At 67.8% G+C, this 25230-nt stretch carries 20 protein-coding genes, 2 rRNA genes and 1 pseudogene; 12 read left to right on the plus strand and 11 right to left on the minus strand.

The genetic code is table 11. The annotated features are described in order from the left end of the window. The first annotated feature begins 82 nt into the window (after positions 1–82). Together ACQP0P_RS21565 and rrf are read left to right on the plus strand one after the other, a co-directional pair. Positions 83–3212 (plus strand): 23S ribosomal RNA (locus ACQP0P_RS21565). Positions 3213–3343: 131 nt separating this feature from the next. Continuing rightward, positions 3344–3460, plus strand: a 5S ribosomal RNA gene (rrf, locus tag ACQP0P_RS21570). 172 nt (positions 3461–3632) lie between these two features. On the opposite strand, the gene ACQP0P_RS21575 is transcribed toward rrf, so the two are convergent. Together ACQP0P_RS21575 and ACQP0P_RS21580 are read right to left on the minus strand one after the other, a co-directional pair. Beyond that, on the minus strand, positions 3633–4613 hold the full coding sequence (locus tag ACQP0P_RS21575) for a phosphotransferase family protein (protein ID WP_433379877.1): 981 nt from the start codon (positions 4611–4613) through the stop codon (positions 3633–3635). Then, positions 4610–5800, minus strand: coding sequence for an acyl-CoA dehydrogenase family protein (locus ACQP0P_RS21580; protein WP_433379880.1), 1191 nt, complete (start codon positions 5798–5800; stop codon positions 4610–4612). Before ACQP0P_RS21580 ends, ACQP0P_RS21575 begins: the two co-directional genes overlap by 4 nt. A gap of 52 nt (positions 5801–5852) precedes the next feature. On the opposite strand from ACQP0P_RS21580, the gene ACQP0P_RS21585 reads away from it, so the two are divergent. Together ACQP0P_RS21585 and ACQP0P_RS21590 are read left to right on the plus strand one after the other, a co-directional pair. Further along, positions 5853–6215, plus strand: a complete 363-nt coding sequence (locus ACQP0P_RS21585) for a DUF6285 domain-containing protein (RefSeq protein WP_433379883.1) — start codon at positions 5853–5855, stop codon at positions 6213–6215. Between the two features lie 608 nt (positions 6216–6823). After that, positions 6824–7972 (plus strand): sugar phosphate isomerase/epimerase family protein, encoded by a 1149-nt coding sequence (locus tag ACQP0P_RS21590; protein ID WP_433379886.1) that lies wholly within the window; start codon positions 6824–6826, stop codon positions 7970–7972. A 287-nt stretch (positions 7973–8259) separates the two neighbouring features. Here the strand turns inward: ACQP0P_RS21590 and tnpA are convergent, their stop codons facing one another. Then, positions 8260–8694, minus strand: coding sequence for an IS200/IS605 family transposase (gene tnpA / locus ACQP0P_RS21595; protein WP_433379889.1), 435 nt, complete (start codon positions 8692–8694; stop codon positions 8260–8262). A 32-nt stretch (positions 8695–8726) separates the two neighbouring features. Between tnpA and ACQP0P_RS21600 the strand changes: the two genes are divergently transcribed. The 4 genes and pseudogenes from ACQP0P_RS21600 (at position 8727) to ACQP0P_RS21615 (ending at position 10850) form a co-directional block, all read left to right on the plus strand. Continuing rightward, on the plus strand, positions 8727–8981 hold the full coding sequence (locus ACQP0P_RS21600; RefSeq protein ID WP_433382560.1) for a hypothetical protein: 255 nt from the start codon (positions 8727–8729) through the stop codon (positions 8979–8981). Continuing rightward, positions 8866–9159, plus strand: coding sequence for a zinc ribbon domain-containing protein (locus ACQP0P_RS21605; RefSeq protein ID WP_433381996.1), 294 nt, complete (start codon positions 8866–8868; stop codon positions 9157–9159). The genes ACQP0P_RS21600 and ACQP0P_RS21605 overlap by 116 nt, the downstream gene beginning before the upstream one ends. Then, positions 9087–9275, plus strand: a pseudogene (locus ACQP0P_RS21610) (hypothetical protein); the annotation flags it as partial. The gene ACQP0P_RS21605 and the pseudogene ACQP0P_RS21610, both read left to right, overlap by 73 nt. Next, positions 9276–10850, plus strand: coding sequence for an OmpL47-type beta-barrel domain-containing protein (locus tag ACQP0P_RS21615; RefSeq protein WP_433381999.1), 1575 nt, complete (start codon positions 9276–9278; stop codon positions 10848–10850). Positions 10851–10866: 16 nt separating this feature from the next. Here the strand turns inward: ACQP0P_RS21615 and mctP are convergent, their stop codons facing one another. From mctP to ACQP0P_RS21635, 4 genes are all read right to left on the minus strand, one after another. After that, on the minus strand, positions 10867–12486 hold the full coding sequence (gene mctP / locus ACQP0P_RS21620; protein ID WP_433379892.1) for a monocarboxylate uptake permease MctP: 1620 nt from the start codon (positions 12484–12486) through the stop codon (positions 10867–10869). A 4-nt stretch (positions 12487–12490) separates the two neighbouring features. Continuing rightward, a complete protein-coding gene (locus tag ACQP0P_RS21625; RefSeq protein WP_433379895.1) occupies positions 12491–12700 on the minus strand; it encodes a DUF3311 domain-containing protein in 210 nt (69 codons plus the stop codon). 134 nt (positions 12701–12834) lie between these two features. Then, entirely contained in the window at positions 12835–13476 is a 642-nt protein-coding gene (locus tag ACQP0P_RS21630; RefSeq protein WP_350928978.1) for a carboxymuconolactone decarboxylase family protein, read from the minus strand. Continuing rightward, positions 13476–14030 carry a VOC family protein gene (locus ACQP0P_RS21635; RefSeq protein WP_433379899.1) on the minus strand — a complete coding sequence of 185 codons (555 nt, stop codon included), beginning with the start codon at positions 14028–14030 and terminating at the stop codon, positions 13476–13478. Before ACQP0P_RS21635 ends, ACQP0P_RS21630 begins: the two co-directional genes overlap by 1 nt. 458 nt (positions 14031–14488) lie before the next feature. Between ACQP0P_RS21635 and ACQP0P_RS21640 the strand changes: the two genes are divergently transcribed. Beyond that, a complete protein-coding gene (locus ACQP0P_RS21640; RefSeq protein ID WP_433379902.1) occupies positions 14489–15520 on the plus strand; it encodes a LacI family DNA-binding transcriptional regulator in 1032 nt (343 codons plus the stop codon). Between the two features lie 87 nt (positions 15521–15607). Here ACQP0P_RS21640 and ACQP0P_RS21645 read toward each other — a convergent pair whose 3' ends face one another. Both ACQP0P_RS21645 and ACQP0P_RS21650 read right to left on the minus strand, forming a co-directional pair. Then, positions 15608–16633, minus strand: a complete 1026-nt coding sequence (locus ACQP0P_RS21645; RefSeq protein WP_433379905.1) for a helix-turn-helix transcriptional regulator — start codon at positions 16631–16633, stop codon at positions 15608–15610. A gap of 161 nt (positions 16634–16794) precedes the next feature. After that, positions 16795–18417 carry a CocE/NonD family hydrolase gene (locus ACQP0P_RS21650; protein WP_433379908.1) on the minus strand — a complete coding sequence of 541 codons (1623 nt, stop codon included), beginning with the start codon at positions 18415–18417 and terminating at the stop codon, positions 16795–16797. 327 nt (positions 18418–18744) lie between these two features. Between ACQP0P_RS21650 and ACQP0P_RS21655 the strand changes: the two genes are divergently transcribed. The 3 genes from ACQP0P_RS21655 to thyX all read left to right on the plus strand — a co-directional run bounded on the left by ACQP0P_RS21655 (position 18745) and on the right by thyX (position 23305). Then, positions 18745–20886 carry an anthranilate synthase component I gene (locus tag ACQP0P_RS21655; RefSeq protein WP_433379911.1) on the plus strand — a complete coding sequence of 714 codons (2142 nt, stop codon included), beginning with the start codon at positions 18745–18747 and terminating at the stop codon, positions 20884–20886. Positions 20887–21157: 271 nt separating this feature from the next. Then, positions 21158–22486 carry an amidohydrolase gene (locus tag ACQP0P_RS21660; protein ID WP_433379914.1) on the plus strand — a complete coding sequence of 443 codons (1329 nt, stop codon included), beginning with the start codon at positions 21158–21160 and terminating at the stop codon, positions 22484–22486. Positions 22487–22573: 87 nt separating this feature from the next. Then, positions 22574–23305 carry an FAD-dependent thymidylate synthase gene (thyX, locus tag ACQP0P_RS21665; RefSeq protein WP_433379917.1) on the plus strand — a complete coding sequence of 244 codons (732 nt, stop codon included), beginning with the start codon at positions 22574–22576 and terminating at the stop codon, positions 23303–23305. A 73-nt stretch (positions 23306–23378) separates the two neighbouring features. On the opposite strand, the gene ACQP0P_RS21670 is transcribed toward thyX, so the two are convergent. Together ACQP0P_RS21670 and ACQP0P_RS21675 are read right to left on the minus strand one after the other, a co-directional pair. Next, positions 23379–23708: a hypothetical protein gene (locus ACQP0P_RS21670; RefSeq protein WP_355562674.1), complete on the minus strand. Its 330-nt coding sequence runs from the start codon at positions 23706–23708 to the stop codon at positions 23379–23381. 305 nt (positions 23709–24013) lie between these two features. Continuing rightward, positions 24014–25129 (minus strand): globin domain-containing protein, encoded by a 1116-nt coding sequence (locus ACQP0P_RS21675; RefSeq protein WP_433379920.1) that lies wholly within the window; start codon positions 25127–25129, stop codon positions 24014–24016. Between the last annotated feature and the right edge of the window lie 101 nt (positions 25130–25230).

Raw genomic sequence — 25230 nt, forward strand, 5'->3', positions numbered from 1 at the left:
TCGGAGCCGGGTGTTGGTGGCGGGGCGGGTTTGGTCGCTGTTTGTTGTTTGAGATTTGCATAGTGGACGCGAGCATCTTTGTGGCCAAGTTTTTTAGGGCACACGGTGGATGCCTTGGCATCAGGAGCCGATGAAGGACGTGGGAGGCTGCGTTAAGCCCCGGGGAGTCGCCAACCAGACTTTGATCCGGGGATGTCCGAATGGGGAAACCTAGCACCAGTCATGTGGTGTTGCCTCCGCCTGAATGTATAGGGCGGTTGGTGGTAACGCGGGGAAGTGAAACATCTCAGTACCCGTAGGAAGAGAAAACAAATTAGTGATTCCGTGAGTAGTGGTGAGCGAAAGCGGATCAGGCTAAACCGTAGGCGTGTGATAGCCGGCAGGCGTTGCGTTTACGGGGTTGTGGGACCCTCTGACGGTTTCTGCCGAGACCGTAGACAGTAAGAAATCCTTCCGATAGCCGAAGCTTCTGGGAAGTGGCGCCGTAGACCGTGAGAGTCGGGTAGGCGAAATTGGTTGGACTGTTGGAGGGGATCCCAAGTAGCACGGGGCCCGAGAAATCCTGTGTGAATCTGCCAGGACCACCTGGTAAGCCTAAATACTCCCTGATGACCGATAGTGAACAAGTACCGTGAGGGAAAGGTGAAAAGCGCCCCGGTGAGGGGTCGTGAAATAGTACCTGAAACCGTGTGCCTACAAGCCGTAGGAGCGTAAACATTCTTCGGAGTGTTTGTGATGTGACTGCGTGCCTTTTGAAGAATGAGCCTGCGAGTTATGGTGTGTGGCGAGGTTAACCCGTGTGGGGGAGCCGTAGCGAAAGCGAGTCTGAATAGGGCGTTTGAGTCGCATGCTGTAGACCCGAAGCGGAGTGATCTAGGCATGGGCAGGTTGAAGCGCGGGTAAGACCGCGTGGAGGACCGAACCCACCAGGGTTGAAAACCTGGGGGATGACCTGTGTTTAGGGGTGAAAGGCCAATCAAACTCCGTGATAGCTGGTTCTCCCCGAAATGCATTTAGGTGCAGCGTTGCGTGTTTCTTGCCGGAGGTAGAGCACTGGATGGCTAATGGGCCCGACAAGGTTACTGACGTCAGCCAAACTCCGAATGCCGGTAAGTGAGAGCGCAGCAGTGAGACTGCGGGGGATAAGCTCCGTAGTCGAGAGGGAAACAGCCCAGACCACCGACTAAGGCCCCTAAGCGTGTGCTAAGTGGGAAAGGATGTGGAGTCGCAGTGACAACCAGGAGGTTGGCTTAGAAGCAGCCACCCTTGAAAGAGTGCGTAATAGCTCACTGGTCAAGTGATTCTGCGCCGACAATGTAGCGGGGCTCAAGTACACCGCCGAAGTCGTGGCATTCACACGTATAACTGAGCCTTTGTGGTTTAGGTGTGTGGATGGGTAGGGGAGCGTCGTGCGGCCGGTGAAGCAGCGGAGTGATCCAGCTGTGGAGGCTGTGCGAGTGAGAATGCAGGCATGAGTAGCGAATCAGAAGTGAGAAACTTCTGCGCCGGATGACCAAGGGTTCCTGGGGCAGGCTAATCCGCCCAGGGTAAGTCGGGACCTAAGGCGAGGCCGACAGGCGTAGTCGATGGACAACGGGTTGATATTCCCGTACCCGCTACGATGCGCCAATACTGAATCCAGTGATACTAAGGGTCCTTAAGCCCCTAACGCCCTTCGGGGTGTGGGTGAGGCTGAACGCCTGGCCTGAACTGGTAGTAGGTAAGCGATGGGGTGACGCAGGAAGGTAGCCCAGCCCAGGCGATGGTAGTCCTGGGGTAAGCATGTAGGACGTGTTGTAGGCAAATCCGCAGCACATTAAGTCTGAGATGTGATGCCGAGCCGATTGTGGCGAAGTGGGTGATCCTATGCTGCCGAGAAAAGCCTCTAGTGAGTGTCGTGGCGGCCCGTACCCTAAACCGACTCAGGTGGTCAGGTAGAGAATACTAAGGCGATCGGGTGAACTGTGGTTAAGGAACTCGGCAAATTGCCCCCGTAACTTCGGGAGAAGGGGGGCCTTCGCTGGTGACGAACCTTTGCGTTCTGAGCTGGTGGGGGTCGCAGAGGCCAGGGGGAAGCGACTGTTTACTAAAAACACAGGTCCGTGCGAAGTCGTAAGACGATGTATACGGACTGACGCCTGCCCGGTGCTGGAACGTTAAGGGGACCGGTTAGTGGGGTTTACTCCGCGAAGCTGAGAACTTAAGCGCCAGTAAACGGCGGTGGTAACTATAACCATCCTAAGGTAGCGAAATTCCTTGTCGGGTAAGTTCCGACCTGCACGAATGGCGTAACGACTTCCCCGCTGTCTCAACCGCAGACCCGGCGAAATTGCACTACGAGTAAAGATGCTCGTTACGCGCAGCAGGACGGAAAGACCCCGGGACCTTCACTATAGCTTGACATTGGCGTTTGGAACGTCTTGTGTAGGATAGGTGGGAGACGGTGAAGCTATCACGCTAGTGGTGGTGGAGTCATTGGTGAAATACCACTCTGGTCGTTTTGAACGTCTAACTTCGGTCCGTGATCCGGATCAGGGACAGTGTCTGGTGGGTAGTTTAACTGGGGCGGTTGCCTCCTAAAGAGTAACGGAGGCGCCCAAAGGTTCCCTCAGCCTGGTTGGCAATCAGGTGTCGAGTGTAAGTGCACAAGGGAGCTTGACTGTGAGACCGACGGGTCGAGCAGGAGCGAAAGCTGGGACTAGTGATCCGGCGGTGGCATGTGGAAGCGCCGTCGCTCAACGGCTAAAAGGTACCCCGGGGATAACAGGCTGATCTTCCCCAAGAGTCCATATCGACGGGATGGTTTGGCACCTCGATGTCGGCTCGTCGCATCCTGGGGCTGGAGTAGGTCCCAAGGGTTGGGCTGTTCGCCCATTAAAGCGGCACGCGAGCTGGGTTTAGAACGTCGCGAGACAGTTCGGTCCCTATCCGCTGCGCGCGCAGGAGACTTGAAAGGAGCTGTCCCTAGTACGAGAGGACCGGGACGGACGAACCTCTGGTGTGCCAGTTGTTCCGCCAGGAGCACGGCTGGTTGGCTACGTTCGGAAGGGATAACCGCTGAAAGCATCTAAGCGGGAAGCTCGCCTTGAGATGAGGTCTCCCACCACGAGAGTGGGTAAGGCTCCCGGTAGACGACCGGGTTGATAGGCTGGAGGTGGAAGCGCAGTAATGTGTGGAGCTGACCAGTACTAATAGGCCGAGGACTTGACCACAAAGCAACATGCTTGATCTGTGCAGCGCTCTGTCCCTTCGCCGGGTCCGGAGCAGCGCCAGATCAAGGTCTTGCTCGCGTCCACTAGGCAATTCTGAGACAGCAAACAGTGGTTTGTGTGTTTCATAGTGTTACGGCGGTTATGGCGAAGGGGAAACACCCGGTTACATTCCGAACCCGGAAGTTAAGCTCTTCAGCGCCGATGGTACTGCACCGGGGACGGTGTGGGAGAGTAGGTCGCCGCCGGACAATCTTTATTGAGGGCCCTCACCTTTTGGTGGGGGCCTTCGTGTTTTCCAGGGAGTCTTCCGAAAGACCGGGGTTCTGGTCGGCCGGTGGGGGCTCCTCGCGCCCCCATGGATGGTTTCGAAAGCGAGCGCTGCGAGGAACCTCGGCCTATCCCCGGAGATGGCGTCTCGGTTCAGGACAGTGCCTCCAGGAGATCCCATTCGGTCTCGCAGACACGGCGGCCGATCGCGGCCAGTTCCACGGATCGGGCGCCGCCCTCAAGGTGGCGCAGGGTCTGCGTGACGCAGATGATCCCCCACTTCAGCACACCGAACGTCTCCCACCAGCGCAGCGCGTCGCGGTCGACGGGATACCCGCTCGCCCGCTCGTAGGACTGGACGAGCCGCTCGTACTCCCCGAACCCGCCCACCGGCAGCGGCGATCCGAACCGCCAGGACTTCACGCACAACCAGCCGAGGTCCTCCATCGGATCGCCGGCGTGGGCGAGCTCCCAGTCGAGCACCGATCGGACCCCGTCGGGGCCGATGACGAGGTTGCCGTTCCGGAAGTCGCCGTGCACGACGGTCACCCGCTCGCTCGCGGGGCGGCAGCCGGAAAGGCGGCGGAAGGCCAGCTCGAAGACCGGGTGCGCGCTGCCGGTGAGATCCAGTATGTCCCGCCACGATCGGAGCGGATCGTCCGGCTCGATCGGCTGCGCGCCTGCCGAAACTCCGAGCTCGATCCTGGGCGTGAGCGAGACCAGCGGCATGCGATGGATCGCGGCCAGGATCTCGCCGCACTGGGCGGCCAGTAGCGGCCGGGCGTCCGTGAAGGCGTCGTCGCGGAGGATCCTGCGCGGGATCGTCTCCCCGTCCACCCGGCTCATCAGGATGTACGACTCTCCGGCCGCCAGCACTCGGGGCACGGGAACGCCGGCCGCCCCGGCCGCCCGCATCAGCCGCGCCTCCCCGGCCAGACCGATCCCGGCCGATCCGATTCCCGAATCCGGGACGGTGCCCGGAGAGTCCAGGCGCAGGATCAGCTCATGCGTGACGCCGCCAGGAACGATGACGTCCAGAGCCCACGTCTCCCGCGACGCACCGCCCGGTAGCCGGGCCCGCGAGGTGATGGCCGAGCCTGGCCCGAACACATCCGAGACGAGGTCGTCGATCATCGAAGGCCGAACTCCCAGTTGCCCCCCGCCACGTACTCGCCCAGGATCCGGCGGCCCACCGAGTCGATGTGCACCTCGTCGGGACCGTCGTAGACGCGACCGGCCCGGGCATGCCGGTACATCCGGTCCAGCGGGGTGTCCGGGGTCAGCCCCGCGGCACCGTACACCTGGATGGCCCGGTCGGTCACGTTGTGCAGCATCCGTGCCCCGGCCACCTTGGCCACTCCGATCTCCACCCGCGCCTGCTCACCCCGGTCGAGGGCCTCCGCCGCGCTCAACGTCAGCAGCCGGGCCGACTGGATCTCGGTGTAGGAGTCGAACACGTGCTGGCGCATCAGCTGCCTGTCCGCCAGTGGCCGGCCGAAGGCGCTGCGCTCGTGCAGGCGGCGGCACATCAGGTCGAAGGCCCGCTGGGCCTGGCCCAGCCAGCGCATGCAGTGGAAGATCCGGCCGGGGCCCAGCCGCTGCTGGGCGATGACAAAGCCCTGGCCACGCGGCCCGAGCAGGTTGGAGGCGGGCACCCGCACGTCGGAGTAGCGGACCTCGCAGTGACCGCCGTCGATGCCCAGCACCGGCGTGTCGCGCACGATGGTGTAGCCGGGTGTGTCGGTCGGTACCAGGATCATGGAGAACGCCAGGTGCGGGGCGGCGTCCGGCTCGGTACGGCACATCACCGTCGTGTACGCGGCCCGGTCCGCCCCGGTGGTGAACCACTTGTGGCCGTTGATCACCCACTCGTCGCCGTCCAGCACCGCCGTGGTCTGGAGCTGGGTGGGATCGCTGCTGGAGACGTTCGGCTCGGTCATCGCGAAACTCGGCCAGATCTCCGCCCGGACCAGCGGGGCGAGAAATCGCTCGCGCTGCTCGGGGTTGGCGTGCAGGCGCAGCATCAGCGAGTCCTGCAGGGTGAACGTGCCGAGTGCCAACTGCCCGAACTCGCTGCGGCCCTGCACCTCGTTCACGTACACGTAGTCGAGGAAGGGCAATCCGCCGCCGCCCAGCTCGCGGGGGTGCCCGAGGGCCCACAGTCCTTCCTTCTTCGCCTGTGCCTGCAGCTCGCGCAGGAGCGAGGCGGCCTCGGGCCCGGCCTCGTGGAGTACGGCCTCCGCCGGCTCCACCCGTTCGGTCATGAACGCGTGGACGGCGTCACGAATCGGCCGGACGCTGTCGGGAACCGCGAAGCTCATGGAATGATCTCACCGGAGATTCGTTGCCGCGTCAACGGATAAGGAGTTCCTTATGTCGCAGGGCATGCCCCATGACGTGCCGTCCGCGGCTCGGCTCGTCGCCGCGGTCCGTGACTTTCTGGAGAGCGATGTGCTCCCGGTCGTCGAGGGCCGGGTCCGTTTCCACGCCCGGGTGGCGGTCAACGTGCTGAGCATGGTCGAGCGGGAGCTCGAACTCGGCCCCGCGCAGCACGCCGCCCACCACGTGCGCCTCGGCGAGCTCGGCTTCGCCTCGGACGCCGAGCTCGCCGCCGCGATCCGCGAGGGGCTGGACGGCCCGGATCTTCTCGACTCCTTGGTGGCGACCGTACGGGACAAACTGGCCGTGGCGAACCCCGGCTACACCGCGACCCCTGACGGCCCGCCCCGCCCCTGACGGTCTCGGTTCTGAACTCGGCCTGGTCATGCCTCGGTCCGACCCGTCGGCAAGGTGCCCGCCGGCCGTGTGTCGCCCGATGCTTCTGCCGATTGTGGGCGAAAGTCGCGAGGCTTTCAAGCAAAGCTCTCGTCCGGCTGGGTTGCGCGACGCTTCGCCGCAGGTCGATCCGCGTGTCGTTGATGTGAGCGGTCGCGGGCGCCTGCCGGATCAACCTGCTCGGGTTCATCCGAACCGGAGCAGGGTTCGGCGTCCTGGAGGGTGGCCATCCAGGACTACCTGGGAAGACTCCCCGGGTTTGGGGCGTTCGGGCCCTGATGATCAAGATCGTGCGCTGGGGCGACTTTGGTCGTGAGTAACAGAAAGTTCAAGAGATCACGACAAAAGTGCTTCCTAAATGGGTAAAAGACGCGTAACTTCCACGCCAAGTTCTCTGCATGGCATCGAGAGGGCGAAGTGAGTCGGTCGGCGGCATCCACGGCAGGTCCCCGCGGGGAGGTGATCTGCCGGGCGATACCGCCGACCTGCGGCGGAAAGGGATCGGTGGTCACTCGGTCGAGGCATCGGGGATCACGGGGCTCCATCCACCCACACGGAAGTAGGAAAAGATGAGCGCACACGAAGAAGAGATCGACGAGGTCGCCGGCGCGTTGCGCCGCAGGCTCGGGTTGAACCGTCGCCAGTTCCTCGCGGCCACGACGGGAGTCACCGCGGTGGCCGCCATGTCGGCGGTCGGCCCGCTCGCGTCGGCCGCGTACGCGTCTCCCGGCGACAAGAACGTGCTGGTGCCGGAGGCCAAGCGGGGCATCATCCTCTACACCGTCCGCGACGTGATCTCCCGCGACCCGGCGACGAACCTGCCCGCCGGTTTCCGGCGCGTGTTCGAGGAGCTCTCGCGGATCGGCTACAAGCAGGTGGAGTTCGCGGGCTACCGCCAGCACGCGAACGCCGAGGGCGGGGCCGACCTGGAGACCGTCGAGGGCGCCCGGCTGCTGCGCCGGTGGCTCGACGACAACGGGCTCAAGGCACAGGGCAACCACGGTTTCATCCCCGGCTCCTGGCCACTCACCGAGGCCGACCTCGATCGCTTCAAGCGGACCCTGGAGATCGCCGACATCCTCGGCATGGAGCACGTGGGCACCGGCGGCGACCCGACCAACAGCGCCTACCAGGCTGACTGGGATGTCGCCGCCCAGAAATGGAACGGCCTCGGCTCGATCGCCTCGGCCGCCGGTCTCAAGTTGTACACGCACAACCACGACGCGGCGTACGGCTTCCTTCTCGACGAGGGCCCGCTCGATGAGCTGGGCCGGCCCACCCGCTCGTCGGGCGTCCGGAAGCTGGAGTACTTCCTCAAGATCACCAGCCGCAGGCACGTCTATCTCGAGATGGACATCTTCTGGGCGCACGTGGCCCGGTTCAAGCACCGCACCTACACCGCGCGCAACGGCTCCACCGAGACCGACATCTTCGACCCCCTGAGGCTCGTGCGGCAGAACGAGAAGCGCTTCCCGCTGTTCCACGCCAAGGACGGCAAGGCCAACGAGGCCACCGCCAACGGCTACGACATGGTGCCGTTCGGCACCGGGGACATCGACTACAGCACCTTCTTCGCCAAGCTGGACATAGAGAAGCGCCACAACCCGATGTACGAGCAGGACAACGCGCCCGGAGGAACGGCGGAGCCGGGCCGCTCGCTGCAGTACGCCGATCTCAGCTACAAGAACATGGCCGCCCTGCGCCGCGGTCGCCACTGACGCCCCGCCCGAAGAACCCGAGAGGTTCGGCGGACCGCCACGTGATCGCTGCCGTTGCCGCGGCGCGAGTGGCGGTCCGCCCTGTCCTGACACCCCCCTGAAGAAGAGGCTCAGGAAATTGAAGCGTACCCGCATGACGGTCGGCAGGGCACTCGCCGCTCTGTTGCTCCCCTCGGTGGTGCTGGTCGCCGCGCCCGCGCCCGCACACGCCCATGAAGCCGCTACCGGAATGCGGGCTAGTGTTCCGGGCTTCAGCCCGGGGGTGAAGGCTCGCGTGTGAGTGCTCGCTAGGGCGCGAGTGTGCTCTGGACCGGGCGGTTTTGCTGCTCGATGTACTGGCGCACGATCGACAACGGTGCGCCGCCGACGCTCCCGGCGAAGTAGGAGCCCGACCAGAGTTTGTTCGCCCGGTAGTAGTGGGCGGCCAACTCGGGGAACTCTTGTCGCATCCGCCGGGACGCCACACCCTTCAGCGAGTTGACGAGCTTGGACAGGGCAACCTTGGGCGGGAAGTTGACCAGCAGGTGGACGTGGTCGTTCCCGCCGTTGAACTCCGCCAGCTCGGTCTCGAAGTCGGCGCACACATCCCTCATGATTTCTTCCATGCGGATCAGGTGGGGGTCGGTGAACACCCGATGCCGGAACTTGGTCACGAAAACCAAGTGGGCGTGGAGCAGGAAAACACAGTGCCTGCCAGTCCTTATATCGCTGTATTCAGCCATAACCCAATGCTGGATCAGATAGGATCACGGTCATGAGCGGGCAGGGGACGGTCAAGCGGCAGCGCGGACACAAAGCCCGCCTGGAGCTGACCCGCGCTCAGTCTGCGATCTTGGATGAGCAGGCGTCCGCCGCGATCACCGTGTGGAACTGCCTGCACGCCTATTGGACGCATTTCTCCGGTAAAAGGCCGACCCTGGCCCAGGCCGACCAGGCGATCCGTCAAGCCCGCGCGGACTTCCCGTTCCTGGCGGTGCTGCCCGCCCAGGCCGCCCAAGCCGTACCGTGATGCGGCCAGCCGTAACGGAACCGTGTTCGCCTGCGTCAATCCCGGGTGTGGGTGGGTCGGCCACGCCGACACCAACGCCGCGATCAATATCGACAACGCCGACGGATCAGCGGTGTCAGGACGTGGAGACCTCGGGGTTACCCGGTCTGTGAAGCGTCAACCCCCGCGCGCCGCTTAACCGCGACGCGACGGGAGAATCCCCGGCCTTCAGGCCAGGGAGGAGGTCAAGAGTGGGACTTCGACGGCAACGGGACCTTCGACGCCACCGGCGTCACGGCCTCGCACACCTACACCGTGCTCGGGCAGTACGCCGCCCGGCTCCGGGTGACCGACGCGCAGGGCAGGTTCGGGCTCACCTCGACCGAGATCACCGTGGGCAACACCGCGCCCGAGGTGACCATCCAGACGCCGGGCAACGGCGCCTTCTTCGACTGGGGCGACGCGGTGCCCTTCCAGGTCAGGGTCTCCGACAAGGAGGACGGAGACAACCCCGTGTGCGGCCGGGTGCAGTGGACCTTCGGGCTCGGCCACGACGTGCGCGCGCATCCGGAGACCCTCGGCACGGGATGCTCAGGCGCGTGGCCGACGCCGGCCGACGCCCCCGAGCACGGCGAGACCGAGAACATCTTCGGCGTCGTCGTGGTGAGCTACCGGGACAACGGCGCCGGCGACATCCCCGGGGCGCTCGGCGACGCCACGCTCATCCTCAACCCCAAGCAACTGCAGGCCGAGCACGCGGACGCGAGCAGCGGTGTCACGAGGGTGGAGGACGAGAGCGCGTCCGGCCTGGCGAAGATCACGTCGTTCGACGCCGGGGACTGGATCGCGTACGACCCGGTGAACTTCGCCGGCATCACCGGCGTGCGGACCCGCGCCTCCGGTGCGGGAACGCTGTCCCTGCGGTGGGACTCGGCGACGGCGGATCCGTTCGCCACCGTGACCGTGCCCGCCGGAGTGGGCTGGCAGAACGTGGACACCGCGCTCACCGATGCTCCGACCGGCAGCGGGAAGCTCTACGTCACCTCGACCGGCGGCGTGGAGGTCGACGGGTTCACCTTCCAGGGTGCCGGGGTCGGGGACGAGACGCCCCCGACCGTGTCGGCCACGCTCGCCCCTGCCCAGCCGGGCGGAGAGAACGGCTGGTACACCGGCAACGTCACACTGACGGTCACCGCGACCGACAACGGCACGGTGGCGAGCCGGCAGTACTCGCTCAACGGTGGTACCACGTGGTCGAACGCCAACAACCCGGTCACGCTGAGTGCCGAGGGTGCCGTCGAGGTGTTCTACCGGGCGACCGACAACGCGGGCAACGTCTCGCAGGTCGGCAAGGTCACGGTGCGGATCGACAAGACCGCCCCGGTCCTGTCCGTGAGCGGGGTGGAGGCCGGTGAGTACGGTGACTCCGCGTCCCTCACCCCCGTCTTCCCGGCGTCGGACGCGACCTCGGGGGTGGCGAGCGTGACGGCGGCCATCGGTGACCTGCAGGTCACCTCCGGCAAGCCGGTCGACCTGTGGCGGCTGGCGCTCGGCGCGAACACGCTGACCGTCACCGCGAAGGACAAGGCGGGCCACGTCACGAAACAGACCGTCGCGTTCGAGGTCACGACCTCCTTCGCCGACCTTCAGCAGCTCCTCGACGGTTTCAAGGCGGCCGGCCTGGTGACGGGCGGCTCGTTGAACGACCAGCTCCAGGAGGCCAGGAAGCACGCGGACAATGGCAAGACGAAGAACGCCGTCAAGTCCCTGGAGCAGTTCGGGAAACACGCCCGCGACCCGCGCAAGGTGACCGACGCCGCGGTGCGCGCCGTGCTCGTCCGAGACGCGGAGGCGCTGATCGCGCAACTTCGCGCCCCGGCCGGCGGATGACGCGGGCGTGGGGACGTCAGTGGGCGGTGAGGTCCAGGTCCTTGTCCTTGTCCTTGTCCTTGTCCTTGATCCTGGGATCGCCCTCGTCGGCGAGGTAGTGGTCGGGCAGGGTGGCGTCATCGCCCTCGGCCACCTTGGTGGAGCGCGCGATGACCGTGCCGAGCGCGGCGACGGCCAGGTTGACCGCCAGCGCGACGATGCCCGCGTAGATCGTCATCTTGGTGTCAAGACCCAGCTTCTCCAGCGGGAACGCCGACCCGGCGAAGTGCAGCTTGCCGGTGACCGGGTTGCCGATGTTGTAGAGCATGAGCATCCCGGCCCCCATGCCGGCCGCCCATCCGGCGATCAGGCCGCCACGGTGGAACCAGCGGGTGTAGAGGCCGAGCGCCACGGAAGGGAGCGTCTGCAGGATGATGACGCCGCCGATGAGCTGCAGGTCGATGGAGAAGCCGGTGTCCAGGAACAGGATGCACAGCACCGCGCCGACCTTGACGAGCAGCGAGGTGATCTTGGAAACCCGGGCCTCGTCGGCGTCGGTGGCGTTCGGCTTCAGGTACTCCTTGTAGATGTTGCGAGTGAACAGGTTCGCCGCGGCGATGGACATGATCGCCGCGGGGACCAGCGCGCCGATGCCGATCGCGGCGTAGGCGACGCCGGTGAACCAGTCGGGGAACATCCGGTCGAACAGCTGCGGCACGATCGTGTTGTTGTCCGTGCCGATGGGCTTGATCCCGGCCGCGATGGCCATGAAGCCGAGCAGCGCGATCAGGCCGAGCAGCAGGCTGTAGGCCGGGAGCGCGGACATATTCCGCTTGATCACGCCGCGGTTCCGGGAGGCGAGCACGCCGGTGATGCTGTGCGGGTAGAGGAAGAGCGCGAGCGCCGACCCCAGGGCCAGCGTGACGTACTGCAGCTGGTTGTTGGCGTTGAGCAGGATGCCGTCACCGGGTGCGGGACTGGCGTCGAACTTGGCCTGGGCGGCGTCGAAGATCCCCGACCAGCCGCCCTCCAGCTGGGCGGGGATCGCGATGATCGCCACCAGGATCACGACGTAGATCAGCGTGTCCTTGACGAACGCGATCAGCGCCGGGGCGCGCAGGCCCGACTGGTAGGTGTACGCGGCCAGGATCGCGAACGCGATGATGATCGGCAGGTGGCCGGTCACGCCCATCGACTTCAGCACCGCCTCGATGCCGACGAGCTGGAGCGCGATGTAGGGCATCGTCGCGACGATGCCGGTGATCGCGACCAGCAGCGCCAGCGTGGGCGAGCCGAACCTGGCCCGGACGAAGTCGGCGGGGGTCACGAAGCCGTGCACGTGCGAGACCGACCAGAGGCGGACCAGTACCAGGAAGACGATCGGGTAGACCACGATCGTGTAGGGCACCGCGAAGAAGCCTGTCGCGCCCGCGCCCCAGAGCAGGGCGGGCACGGCCACGAAGGTGTAGGCGGTGTAGAGGTCGCCGCCGACCAGGAACCAGGTGACCCACGAGCCGAAGCTGCGGCCGCCCAGGCCCCACTCGTCGAGGCTGGCCAGGCTGTCCGGGCGGCGCCAGCGCGCCGCCACGAACCCCATGCCGCTGACGAGCAGGAACAGTACGGTGAAGATGATGATCTCGGTCAGGTGTGCGTCCATCCGGTCACCGCCGCTTGGTCATCTGGTAGACGATCGAGGTGCAGGTCACGCCGGCCGCGATGAAGGCGAGCTGGAGCCAGTAGAAGAGCGGAAAGCCAAAAAGCCGGGGTTCATCGGAATTGTAGAGAAATGGAAGTAAAGGTAGGATGATCGGCACGATAAGCAGCCAGTTCCACGGGCTGCGATCGCTTCGGTCCCCGTTCGGTGTGGTCAACGCGGTCTCCTGTGGCTGGAGAGGGGACGTCCGAGCAGGATCATCCCCATCGGTTGACCGGCAGCGTAATTACCTGGACGTTTCTTGCGGGCCATCGAGCGCCGAGTGGAACGGTTGGCGCGACGAACGGTAGGTCAGCCCGGCCCGGCGATGTCGTCGGCGATGTCACGGGCACCGTACCCCTCGGGGGCCTCCGCTTCGACGACGGGTTCCGGCCGGTCGTCGAACTCCAGGCGGAGTGCCCTTGACATGGTCGCGTGCATTTCGTAAAGGCAGGTGATGTAGGTCAGCTCCAGGATCTGCTCGTCCGGCAGGTGCGCCTTCAGAACCGCGAATATCTCGTCGTGCACCCGGCCGCCGTCGAGCACCAGGCCGTCGGTGTAGGCCAGCACGGCCCGCTCCAGCTCGTTGAAGTGCGGGCTGACCTGCCAGTGCGCGACCGCCTGGACCTTCTCCTCGGGCACCCCCAGCGCCCGCATCTGCTTGCAGTGCTGTGAGAAGACGAACTGGCTGCCCCGGGCCCAGCCGGCCCGCGACTGGCCGAGTTCGCGCAGCACCGGGTCTATCTTGCTCTCCCGGTACAGCTGGAAGCCCTTCACGCAGTGCCGCAGGATGACCGGGTCCAGTGCGAAGACGGTCCACCAGTCGCCGGGGGAGCCGGTCGCGGTGCCCGGCTCGGCCACCGGGTCCCTGTCCGGGCCGAACAGCCGGTCGTAGAAGAAGAGCGTCAGCGGGTCCGTGGCCTCCGCGCGGGGGACCTGGCGCAGGCGCGGCATCACACGGTCCTTTCCGCGGCGGTTCTCGGCTCGTGCCGGACGTCGGTGGGCAGGCCCAGTTCCCTGGTCCAGGCGGCGAACTCCACCAGGATGCCGTCAGGATCCTTGAAGTAGATCGATCTGACGAACACGCCCTCTCCCATGGTGGGCGCCACCCCGAACTCGCTGTCGTCGTGGTTGAGGATCACCCCGACGTCCACGCCCTTGGCGATGAGCCTGTCGCGGTACTCCTCTATCTTGTCCGGGGCGACATCGAGGGCGATGTGGTTCATCGAGCCGACCGCGGAGAGCATCTCGCCCCGGTCCGGCAGGTTCTTCGGCGCCGAGACGCCGGGAATCCCCTCGGGTGCGTCGGGGAACCAGAAGAACGCCAGCGCGTTTCCCCCACCGCAGTCGAAGAAGAAGTGCTGTCCCCATCCCATCGGCAGCTCGATCGTCTTGATCAGGGGCATGCCCAGGACGCCGGAGTAGAAGTCGATCGTCTGCTTCATGTCCGAGCACACCAGTGCGAGATGGTTGATCCCGCGTAGCTCGAACTCGCTGTTGTTCGCCATGTTCTCCTCGCCTCTTCGAGTAACTCATTACTTATCACAGGAGAGTGGGGGCGGGCAGACGGCGCGTCGCGCCCCGCCCCCTCCTGAGGGGATGGAGGGGGCGCGCCGACCGGGTCTTTCCGTACGGGCGTCAACCTCCATTGATCGGTTAACTTGAAAGGTGGACGATGTTTGCCCACGATTCTGCAGTTCTGTCCGCGAGTGATCCCGAATAGCGGAGCCCGTGAACTGAACCGAGTAAGTTACTGGGAAGTTACGCGCGAGGCGGCGGTGGTGTCGGCGTCGCATCACCGGCGTGCTGCCCTTTTCTCCTCCGGCTCCGGTTCGTTCATGGAACCTGCTGGCAGCGGAGGGTTGACGCGTCCCACCGGGGTGGGAGCAAGAGCATCCCCTTTCTTTCCCCAGTGAGCCGACCCGCTATCCTTTGTCTAATAAGAACCGGTTCATCAGGGGGAACTGTGAAACGTCCGACGATCGCTGATATCGCCCGTCGTGCCGGCGTGTCCAAGGGCGCCGTCTCCTACGCGCTCAACGGGCAGTCAGGGGTCTCGGAGGCCACCCGCGCCAACATCCTCGCGATCTCCAAGGAACTTGGCTGGCAGCCCAACAGCGCGGCGCGCGCCCTCAACGGTGCCCGAGCCCGCACCATCGGCCTCGCGCTGTTCCGTCCGGCCCGCACCCTGGGCATGGAACCGTTCTTCATGGAGCTGATCAGCGGTATCGAGGCCGAGTTCGCGGGCCGGTCCTACGCGCTGATGCTGCAGGTGGTCACCGACCACGCGCAGGAGATCGAGGTGTACCGGCGCTGGTGGGGGGAGGGGCGCGTCGACGGCGCCTTTCTGGTGGACCTGCACCTCGACGACGCCCGGGTGGAGGCGATGCGGTCACTGAACATGCCGGTCGTGGTGATCGGACACCCCTCGCAGGCGGGTCCGCTGAGCGCGGTCTGGTCGGACGACGGCCTGGCCATCCGGGAGACCGTGGAGTATCTGGTGGCGCTGGGGCACCGGAGCGTCGCCAGGGTCGCGGGGCTGCCCAGGCTCGTGCACACCACGCTGCGCGACCAGGCCTTCGTTCAGGCGTGCCAGGACGCGGGCCCGGAGCGCGTCGAGCATCTGATCGTCCACACCGACTACACCGGCGAGGAGGGGGCCAGGATGACCAGGCGGCTGCTCAGCTCGCCCCGGCGGCCCACCGCCATCGTCTACGACAACGACATAATGGCCGTGGCCGGGCTGTCGGTGGCGCAGGAGATGGTTCTGGACGTTCCGGCCGACCTGTCGATCGTCGCCTGGGACGACTCCCCGCTCTCGCAGGTCGTGCGCCCGCCGCTGACCGCGCTCACCCGGGACATCCCCGCCTACGGAGCCCGCGCCGCCCGTCAGCTGCTCGCGCTGATCGCCGGAGAACCGGTCGACCTCTCGGTGGAGGACCGCCCCGCCACCCTGACCCCGCGCGGCAGCACCGGCCCCGTCCGGCACCCGCGTTGATGAGCGGCGAAAGCACGGCAGAGGAGGTCGAGAGCAAGGGCAGGCCCGCCGACGCCGCCGGCTACCGCTGACCGGCGCCGAGAGCGGTCACCCGGCTGACCCGCCGCCCGAGGAGCCGTACAGGTCGTGCATGCGGGCGGCGGCACCGGCGACGTGGGTACGGAGGTCGGGCGGGCCGAGGACCTCGGCCTCCGGGCCGAAGCGGAGGATCTGATCGTAGGCGACCTCCAGCGACTCGACGGGCAGGCGGAGCGTGACCCACCCCTGCCCGTCGGGCTCGCCGGCGGAGGCCAGCGCCTCGTCGAGGGCGGCCCGATCGGCTACGGAGGGGAGCCGGTGAAGGGCGGCGGGGCTGAGCCTCACGGTGACGTCCGTGGTGAGCAGGGAGTTCGCGAACCGTGCCGACTTCTCGCTCCAGAACGCGGCCAGGTCGAAGGCGCCGTCCCGCTCGAAGCGCAGGTCGGATTGGAGTTCGACCTCGTCGAAGCGGTCGACCCGATAGATCGCGGACCGGGTCGCCAGGTACCAGACCCCCGCCTTCAGCACCAGCCCGTACGGCTCCAGAGGCCGCCGGGCGGCCCCGGCCTCTCCGGTCTGCCCGGTCTGTTCGGCCGGGCGGGAGCGGGCGGCGCGCCGGTAGCGGGCGGTGACCGGGTGGTCGCCCCACACGGCCCTGGCCAGCGGCGCCAGTGCGGTAGGGGGAGGCCGCTCGCTCGCGAACCAGCCGGGGGCGTCCAGGTGGAAGCGTTGCGCGGCGGTCGCGGGGGCGTCCCGCAGGCCGGGGGAGAGCGCGGCGGAGGCCTTCAGCCGCGCCGTGGCGGCCACCTCGCCCAGTCCCATCTCCCGCAGCGCCTCGGGCACGCCCGACAGGAACAGCGCCTCGGCCTCGGCGCGGTCCAGCCCGGTGAGGCGGGTGCGGTATCCGTCCAGCAGCCGGTAGCCACCGCCCCGCCCCCGGTCGGCGTAGACCGGCACGCCGGCCTCCGACAGGGCGAGCACGTCACGGTGGACGGTCCGCTCGGAGACCTCCAGCTCCCGGGAGAGCTCCATCGCGGTCATCCGGCCCCGAGCCTGGAGCAGCAGCACCAACGACATCAACCTGGCCGCGCGCATCCCCCGACCCTAGTGCGCGGGCCGGGACCCTCACCGGCTTCCCGGGAGGAACCGGGCCGAGGTCGTCTCCGAGGTCCCGTCGCGGGACCCGTTGAAGGCGGGCGGTCATCAGCCCGGCCGCGGCGCGCCCGCGACGGCGGGTGACGCGAGGCCGGGCGAGGTCAGTCCGGGACGAGGGGGAGCACGACCGCGGACGGGTGGGCCGGGTCGTGGAAGATCTCGTAGTCGTTCGTGACCATCGTGCCGCCCGCGCCCAGGGGCTCGCCGGTGCCGAGGTTGCGGGCGATCCGGGGATAGGCGCCGCCGGCGACGTGCAGGCGGATCCGGTGGCCGCGGCGGAACCTGTGGCCGATCGGCCACAGGTCCACCCCGACCCGGCGGATTCCGTCATCCCCGGCGACCGGAGCGCCGGGAACCAGGCGGCGCACGCCCTCGCACACGTTGTAGGAGGCGCCGTCGGGATGCACGTCGCAGACCCGGACCACCACGTCGCAGTGCTCGCCGCCGGTGCGGACGTACAGTTCGGCGGAGACCGGGCCGATCATCTCGGTGTCCCGCCGTAGTTCGGGGCCGGTGTAGACGAGCACGTCGCGCCGGGCCTCCAGCCTGCGGTTGTCGCGCGGTCCGGAGTTGCCGAGCAGGACCGGGCCGCCCTGCGCGGGCGTCGGGTGCGCGGGGTCGTAGCGGAAACGGCCGGGTTCGGCGTCGCAGGGGCCGTCGGGGCCGCCGGGGGAGAGTGCGAAGCCGGGCCGCAGGTGCCAGCGCTGCTCCCGCATCCGGGGAACCGGCCAGTCGGGGTAGTCGCGCCACTCGTTCGCGCCCGTCACGTACAGCCGGACCGGTTGCTCGCGCAGCCCGGAAGGGTCGCCGAGCAGGTGCGCCCGAAACCAGGCGAGCGCCTCGGCGCCTGCCACCCGGCCGTGCCGCACGTCCGCGTGATACCAGGGGCCGACCGTCAGGTACGGGCGTCGCCCCGCGGCCCGCATCGCCGCGTAGTCCTTGATCTGCCACGGCAGGAAGACGTCGTACCAGCCGCCGGTCATGGTGACCGCGGCCTCCACCCCGCCCACCGAGGCGGAGAAGTCACGCCTGCCCCAGTAGGCCGCGGGCTCGGCGTGGTGGGCCAGCAGATCCTGGAAGAACGGCATGCCCCTGCCCGCGGACAGCCTGTCCAGCTCCCCGAGCGGGCGCCCCGACAGGGCCGCGCGCCGCGTCCTGCGCGGGGCGAGCAGCGCGCCCGCCCCGCAGAGAGGGCCGTCGATGGCGGCGGTCAGCGTGGTCCACATCAGCGACGACTCCAGGGCGAACGCCCCGCCCACGTAGGCGGCGTCCCGGAACTGGGAGGCGGTCACCGAGGTGGCCATGGCCTTGAGGTCGGGCCCGGCGAAAGGGGCGATCGCCCACTGGGTGTAGCCCAGGTAGGAGGGGCCGTGCATGGCCAGGTTCCCGCCGTACCAGGTCTGGCCTCGCAGCCAGGACAGCGTGGCCAGGCCGTCGTCGTGCTCGTCGCCGAGCGGGTCGAGCAGGCCGCCGGAGCCGAACCCGCCCCGGCAGCTCTGGATCACGACCTGGAATCCGCGCCGCGCGAAGCCGCGGCCGAAGGCCAGCCCGAACACGCCGCGCCTTCCGTACGGCGAGCGGATCAGGATCGTGGGCGGCCGCACGGCGCCGGCCGGAACGTAGCGGTCGGCCAGCAGCGTGACCCCGTCGGGCATCGGTACCGGCAGGTCGCGCTGGATCGCGACCCGATGCGCGGCCGGTCGCGGCCATGTGATCGTCGGCATGTGCTCTCCTCACGCCGCTCCATACCTACTAACTGGTAACAGAACATGGCTCTGACGGCCAGGGCGTATCGCTGTGAGGCTCGCCATCCTCGCGCTCGGCCCCGGCCCGAGACCCGGAGGCGAGGCCGTCGCGCGGCCACGTTGCATGATCACGGTCGTCGCCGGTACTGTGGCGACATGCGATACCCGGTTGCCCTTCGGTGGTGGCGCCGCTTCTAGGCGGCGCAGGTTTCGCATTCGCGAGCAGACAGACGGCCGCCCAGGGAGGCGGCCTTTTCTGCGTCCGCTCCCTCTGGGCATCAGGGAAATCAAAGGGGCGATAACGCAGTGGAGACGAGCCGATATACCACCGCCGGCGGCGTGGGGATCGAGGTCACCGCGTCCGACGTGCCGGAGACGGTGCTTGAGGACGTCGTCACGACGCTCGGCGAGCGCCGTGGTGGAGTGCTCTCCTCCGGGATGGAGTATCCCGGCCGCTACAGCCGATGGCACCTCGCCTACGTCGATCCCTGCCTGGAGATCGTGGCCAGGGGACGCAGGATCTCCGCCCGCGCGCTGAACGCCCGTGGCAGGGTGGTGCTGCCCGCCGTCGTGTCCTGCCTGCTGGCGGCGGGCAAGCCCGTCGAGGAGCCGACAGGCGATTTCGTCGAGGTGCACGTGGCGGAGTCCGAGGACATCCTCCCCGAGGAGATGCGCAGCCGCCGTCCCACGGTCTTCACCGCGATCCGCGAGGTCATCGCCGTGTTCAGGGGCGAGGACGAGCACCTGGGCCTGTACGGCTCCTTCGGCTACGACCTGGCCTTCCAGTTCGAGCCGATCAGGCAGGTCCTGCCGCGGGGCGCCGACCAGCGCGACCTCGTGCTGCACCTGCCCGACCGGGTGATGGTGATCGACCGCAAGCGGGAGACCAGCAAGGAGTTCCGCTACGAGTTCACGGTGGACGGCCTCTCCACCCACGGGCTCGCCCGTGAGGGGGAGGTCGTACCGCTGCCCCCCGCGCCGTCCGAGCTCCCGGCCGACCCCGAGAAGGGCTCCTACGCCCAGGTGGTGGCTGCGGCCAAGGAGAAGTTCGTCCGTGGCGACCTGTTCGAGGTCGTTCCCGGTCAGGTCTTCCACGCGCCCTGCGCCGACCCGGCGGCCTTCTACCGGGAGCTGCGCCAGGTCAATCCGGCACCGTACGAGTTCCTGTTCAACCTCGGCGAGGGCGAGCACCTGGTCGGCGCCTCCCCGGAGATGTACGTCCGGGTCAGCGGCGACCGTGTCGAGACCTGCCCCATCTCCGGCACCATCGCCAGGGGCAGCAACCCGGTCGAGGACGCCGACGCGATCCGCACCCTCCTGTCCAGCGTCAAGGAGGAGTCGGAGCTGACCATGTGCACGGACGTGGACCGCAACGACAAGTCGCGCATCTGCGTGCCGGGGACGGTCCAGGTGATCGGGCGGCGCCAGATCGAGATGTACTCCAGGCTGATCCACACCGTCGACCACATCGAGGGCCGGCTGCGGCCGGAGTTCGACGCGCTCGACGCCTTCCTCACCCACATGTGGGCCGTCACCGTCACCGGTGCCCCCAAGACCTGGGCCATGCAGTTCATCGAGGACCACGAGGCCACCACCCGCCGCTGGTACGGCGGAGCGGTCGGCTACATCGGCTTCGACGGCTCGATGAACACCGGCCTGACCCTGCGCACCGCGCAGATCCGCGGCGGGGTCGCCACCGTCAGGGCCGGGGCCACGCTGCTGTTCGACTCCGACCCCGCCTCCGAGGAGCGGGAGACCGAGCTCAAGGCCAGTGCCCTGCTGGGCGCCCTGGCGGCGGTCGGCGTGACCCCGCAGGAGCAGGCCGAGCCCCAGGTGGCCGCGGCGCCGCCGGGGAGCGGGATGAAGATCCTGCTCGTCGACTGCGAGGACTCCTTCGTCAACACCCTCGCCGACTACTTCCGCCAGCAGGGTGCCGAGGTCGTCACGCTCCGGCACGGCTTCCCCGTCACGATGATCGACGAGATCGCGCCGTCCCTGGTGGTGCTGTCGCCGGGCCCCGGCTGGCCCTCCGACTTCGGGCTCCCCGCCCTGATCGACGCCCTCTACGAGCGCGACCTGCCGGTGTTCGGCGTCTGCCTCGGACTGCAGGGCATGGTGGAGCAGGCGGGCGGCACGCTGGAGTTGCTGTCCTACCCCGAGCACGGCAAGCGTGGCCGGGTCCGGCGGCTGGGCGACAGCGCCCTGCTCGACGGGCTCCCCGAGGAGTTCACCGCCGCGCGCTACCACTCGGTCCACGCCAAGCGGTCGGGTGTCGCCGGTTTCACCGCCACCGCGCTCACCTCCGACGGCGCGGTGATGGCGATCGAGGACGTGCAGCGGCGCCGCTTCGCCGTGCAGTTCCACCCCGAGTCGATCCTCACCGCGGAGGGAGGCGCGGGAGCGAAGATCATCGCCAACGTTCTCCGGCTCTGCCGCACGTCCGGGTAAAGAAGCGGTATTTCGAACCCGGCCCTCACCTCGGGTGACCATCATGTTCAGCGAGGGGATCGCCGGGTTCACCCGGCAGATGAATCGCTTCTCCGCTACGGTTCTCGGGTTCGAAACGGCCAGGGCCCGGCCGTCGCCCACCTCGGCCGAGGGAGGCGAGAGGCCGCTCCCTTCGGGGAGCGGAGGAGTCGCGGAGTTCTCCCCGTCGTAGGGACCGCAGGGGTGACGGCCGGACCTGGCCGCCGCCCCCGCGACCGGGGGAGGAGCGGGCATGAGGTCGGACGGTGTGCTGCCCGTCGAGTTACCCGACGCCGTACGGGAGGCGTTGCTGGCGCCGCTGGTCGACCAGAACTGTCACGGCGTGCGTCGTGACGACCTGACCAGGGCCCGGTTCGAGACGCTGCTCAGCGACGCGGGAACTCCGGCGCCCCCGGGCACCACCCACTTCGACACCCCCGTCGGCACCGCGGTCCGTCGCTGGTGCGCGCCCGTCCTCGGTCTCGCCCCGCACGTGCCGCCGGCCGTGTACCTGGCCCGCAGGGCGGAGTTGGGCGCCACCGAGGTGAACCGGCGACTGCTGGGCGCCGCGGGGATAGCCACCTTCCTGTTCGACGGATTCGACCGCTTCGACGGCCTGGACGGTGATCTCGACGGCCTCGACAATGATCTCGAAGGTGACCTCGGCGGGCCCGAGGTGCTGCCGCCGGCCGAGATGGGCCAGGCGGGTGGCGCCGACACCGCGCGGGTCGTCCACATCGAGCGGGCCGAGGAGGAGGTGGCCAGGACCGCGGTCTCGGGGGTCTCCTACATCTCGGCCCTCGCCCAGAGCCTCGCCGCGCGGGCCGTCCGCGCCGTCGCGCTGAAGTCGGTCACGGCCCACAGATCCGGGCTCCATCTCGACCCGGCCAGGCCGAGCCGGGGAGCGGTGATCGCGGCGGCCACCCGGCGGCTGGCCTGCCCGGGCGAGCGGCTCATCGATCAGGTGCTCCTGCGCCACCTGCTCTGGACGGCCGTCGACGTGGCCAGGGAGTACGGGCGGCCGCTGCAGTTCCACACCGGTCACCCCCACTACGGCGGCGCGCGCCAGGGGGCCCATGCCGGTCGCGGCGGTCGTGCGGTTCACGGCGGTCGCGCGGATGCCGGTGCTTTCGGGACTTCCGACGCCGTCGAAGGCCGCGCGGTCCCCGGCCGGTACGGCGCGGGGCCGGCACCGATGACCGGCTTCATCATGGCCGTGCAGCCGGTGGGTGTGCCCGTCGTCCTGCTGCACTGTCACCCGTTCCACCGCCGGGCGGCCTACCTCGCCGGTGTGCTCCCGCATGTATACGTCGACGTGGGCGCGGCACTGACCCGCAGCGCCACGGGCTCGGCCGCGGTCATGGCGGAACTGCTCGAACTGGCACCGTTCCACAAGCAGTTGTTCGGCTCCGGCGGCCACGGCGTGGCGGAGACCTGTCACCTTGGAGCCCTGCACTACCGGCGAGGGCTAGCCGGGGCGCTCGCCGCGCGACTGGCCGACGGCGAGTGGAGCGCCTCGGACGCCGTCCGGGTGGCCCAGATGATCGGCTCAGGCAACGCCCGCCGGATCTACCGGCTGTGAGCGGTGCCCGTCTTCGGGGCGGCGGGGCTCCCCACGCCGTTACGGTTTACGATATGCGCGACCGACGAGGCGACGAGGGGGATCCAGTTGACGGGCGATGAGGCAGAGGCACGTTTTCTTGACGACGTGACCGTGGAGTTGGTCAAGCACAGCGCCTCCGACTCCGACGTGCTCTGGGCGGCGCGGGTCTCGACCGCGGGGGAACAGTCCCTGGAGGAGGTCGGCAAGGATCCCGCGCGGTCCAAGGGGCTGATCAACTTCCTGATGCGCGACCGGCATGGCAGCCCCTTCGAGCACAACTCGATGACCTTCCTGGTCAGCGCGCCGATCTTCGTCTTCCGTGAATTTCATCGCCACAGGGTCGGATGGTCATATAACGAAGAAAGCGGGCGTTACCGCGAGCTTCAGCCCAATTTCTATGTTCCGGGGATGGAGCGGAAGCTGGTTCAGGAAGGCCGGCCGGGTAAGTACGTCTTCGCCGAGGGCAGCGCCGAGCAGCACAAGGTCGTTACCGAGGTGATGGAGGCGTCCTACCGGCAGTCCTACGCCGCCTACCGGGAGATGCTGGAGGCCGGCATCGCCCGCGAGGTGGCCAGGGCGGTGCTGCCCGTCGGGCTGTTCTCCTCGATGTACGCCACCTGCAACGCCCGTTCGCTCATGCACTTCCTCTCCCTGCGCACCAAGAACGAGCAGGCCAAGGTGCCCTCGTTCCCGCAGCGTGAGATCGAGATGGTGGCGGAGAAGATGGAGGCCGCCTGGGCGACGCTGATGCCCCTCACGCACGAGGCCTTCGTGGCCGGCGGCAGGGTCGCACCCTAGGTCCTGTCGCCCGCCGGGTCTTCGGCCCGCTGCCTGAGGTCTCGCATGGACCGTGGTCCGGGGCGCGGGCGGGTCAGCTCGTGGTCTCCTGGCGGCGCGAGAGGGTGGGCAGGACGAGGATCTCGGCCCCCGGGGGCAGCGCGCAGTCGAGGCCGCCGAGGTGCCGGGCGTTCTCACCGCAGACGAACATGCTGATGTGGCGGCGGATGCTCCCGTAGTCGTCGCGGAGCCGCTGCTCCAGAGACGGGTGCGTACGGCGGAGCGTGTCGAGGGCGGAACCCAGCGTGGGGTCGCCGTCCTCATGATCGGCGACGGCGAAGACGCGGACCTCGGTGCTCTCGCCGGCCCAGTGCCGTAGGGGGGCGGGAAGCATGAAGGTCACCAGCGTGACGGGTCTGGCCATCGGTTCAGAGCGCCGTGTGGCGCGGGACGGGCACGGCCGCATGCCGGAGGCGGGCGTGGCCCTGACCCTGGAGGGCCCGCCGCCGGTGGAGGGGACCGGGGGCGGATTCGTGCGGACGGACGGCTCTGGCGGGGACGTGCGGGGAACGGGGGTGGTGGTCGAGAAGGGGGCACGGGCTGTGAGGGGGGCAGTCGTGCATGACCATCTCCTTTCGGATTGGGCCTCATGCTGCCATGCCATACCGTGTCCCGCCGGGCTCTACGGAATTTGCGTGATCACTTTGGGGGATTAACCCTGATTGTCGGTCAAGGCTCGCCCTGCACGATGTCCCGGTGGATCCGGGCCAGGGGCATTCCGCCCCGCTGGAGCCGGTGGACCGTCTCGTTGACCATGGCGGTCGGGCCGCAGACGTAGGCCTCGTGGTCGGACCAGGAGTGGAACCGCTCCATCACCTCGGCCACCTGGCCCCGCATGCCGTCGTACCCCGGTTGTCCGGAGACCACGGGGAGTACCCGCAGCCACGGGAAAGCCGACGCCATCCGGAGCAGGTCGGTCAGGTCGTAGAGTTCCCCGGCGGTGCGGGCGCCGTGGAGCAGGTGGATGTTGGGGCGGCGCCCGGAGCCGATCACATGCTCCAGGATGGCCTTGATCGGTGCCAGGCCGGTGCCGCCGGCCACGCACAGGATGTCGCGTCCGGAGTCGGTGGGAACCATGGTGCCGATCGGGGGCCCCAGCATCAGGTTGTCTCCGACCCGGGTGCGCTGAACCAGTGTGGTGGAGACCCAGCCGCCGGAGACCGCGCGGACGTGCAGGCGGACCGTGTTGTCGTCCCGGGGTGCGTTCGCGATGGAGAACGTGCGCCAGACGCGTGGCCAGCGTGCGGTCTGCACGCTGACGTACTGGCCGGGCAGGTAGGGCAGGTCCTGGTCGAGCCGTAAGGTGATCACCGCGATGTCCGGGGTGCGGAGTTCGTGGTCGATCACCTCGGCCAGCCACCAGGCGGGGGACACCCCCGCGTCGGACTCGGCTGATTCGATCATGAGATTGGCGGCGGCGGTGTAGGCGGCGGTCCATGCCGCCTCTATCTCGGGGGTCCAGATCTCGGCGGCGAAGCGCCTGACCGTGGCCAGGAGCGCGTTGCCGATCGCGGTGTAGTGCTCGGCGAGCACGCCGTACTTCCGGTGGTCGCGGCCGAGTTGACCCAGGAACGAGGCCAGGCTGTCGGGGCTGTCCAGGCTCCAGACGATTCTGGTCAGTGCGCCGAACAGGCGGTCGCGCTGTACGTCCATCGCCGGAGGGAACATCGTCCGCAGGTGCGGGCTCTCGGCGAACAGGCGTCCGTAGAAGTATGCCGCGGCCTTGTCCGCGACGGGCTCGACGACGGCGAAGCTTTCCTTGACGAGACGCGGATTCAAAGACATTTAACGAACCCACCCTAATTGATCGGCTCAAAGTCCGATCACGCAGATCCACCTCCCTGACGGCTCCGGGTGACGAGCGACCGGTAGCCCCGGCTCACCTG

The sequence above is a fragment of the Streptosporangium sp. CA-115845 genome, from assembly GCF_050943795.1.
Lineage (GTDB): Bacteria > Actinomycetota > Actinomycetes > Streptosporangiales > Streptosporangiaceae > Streptosporangium.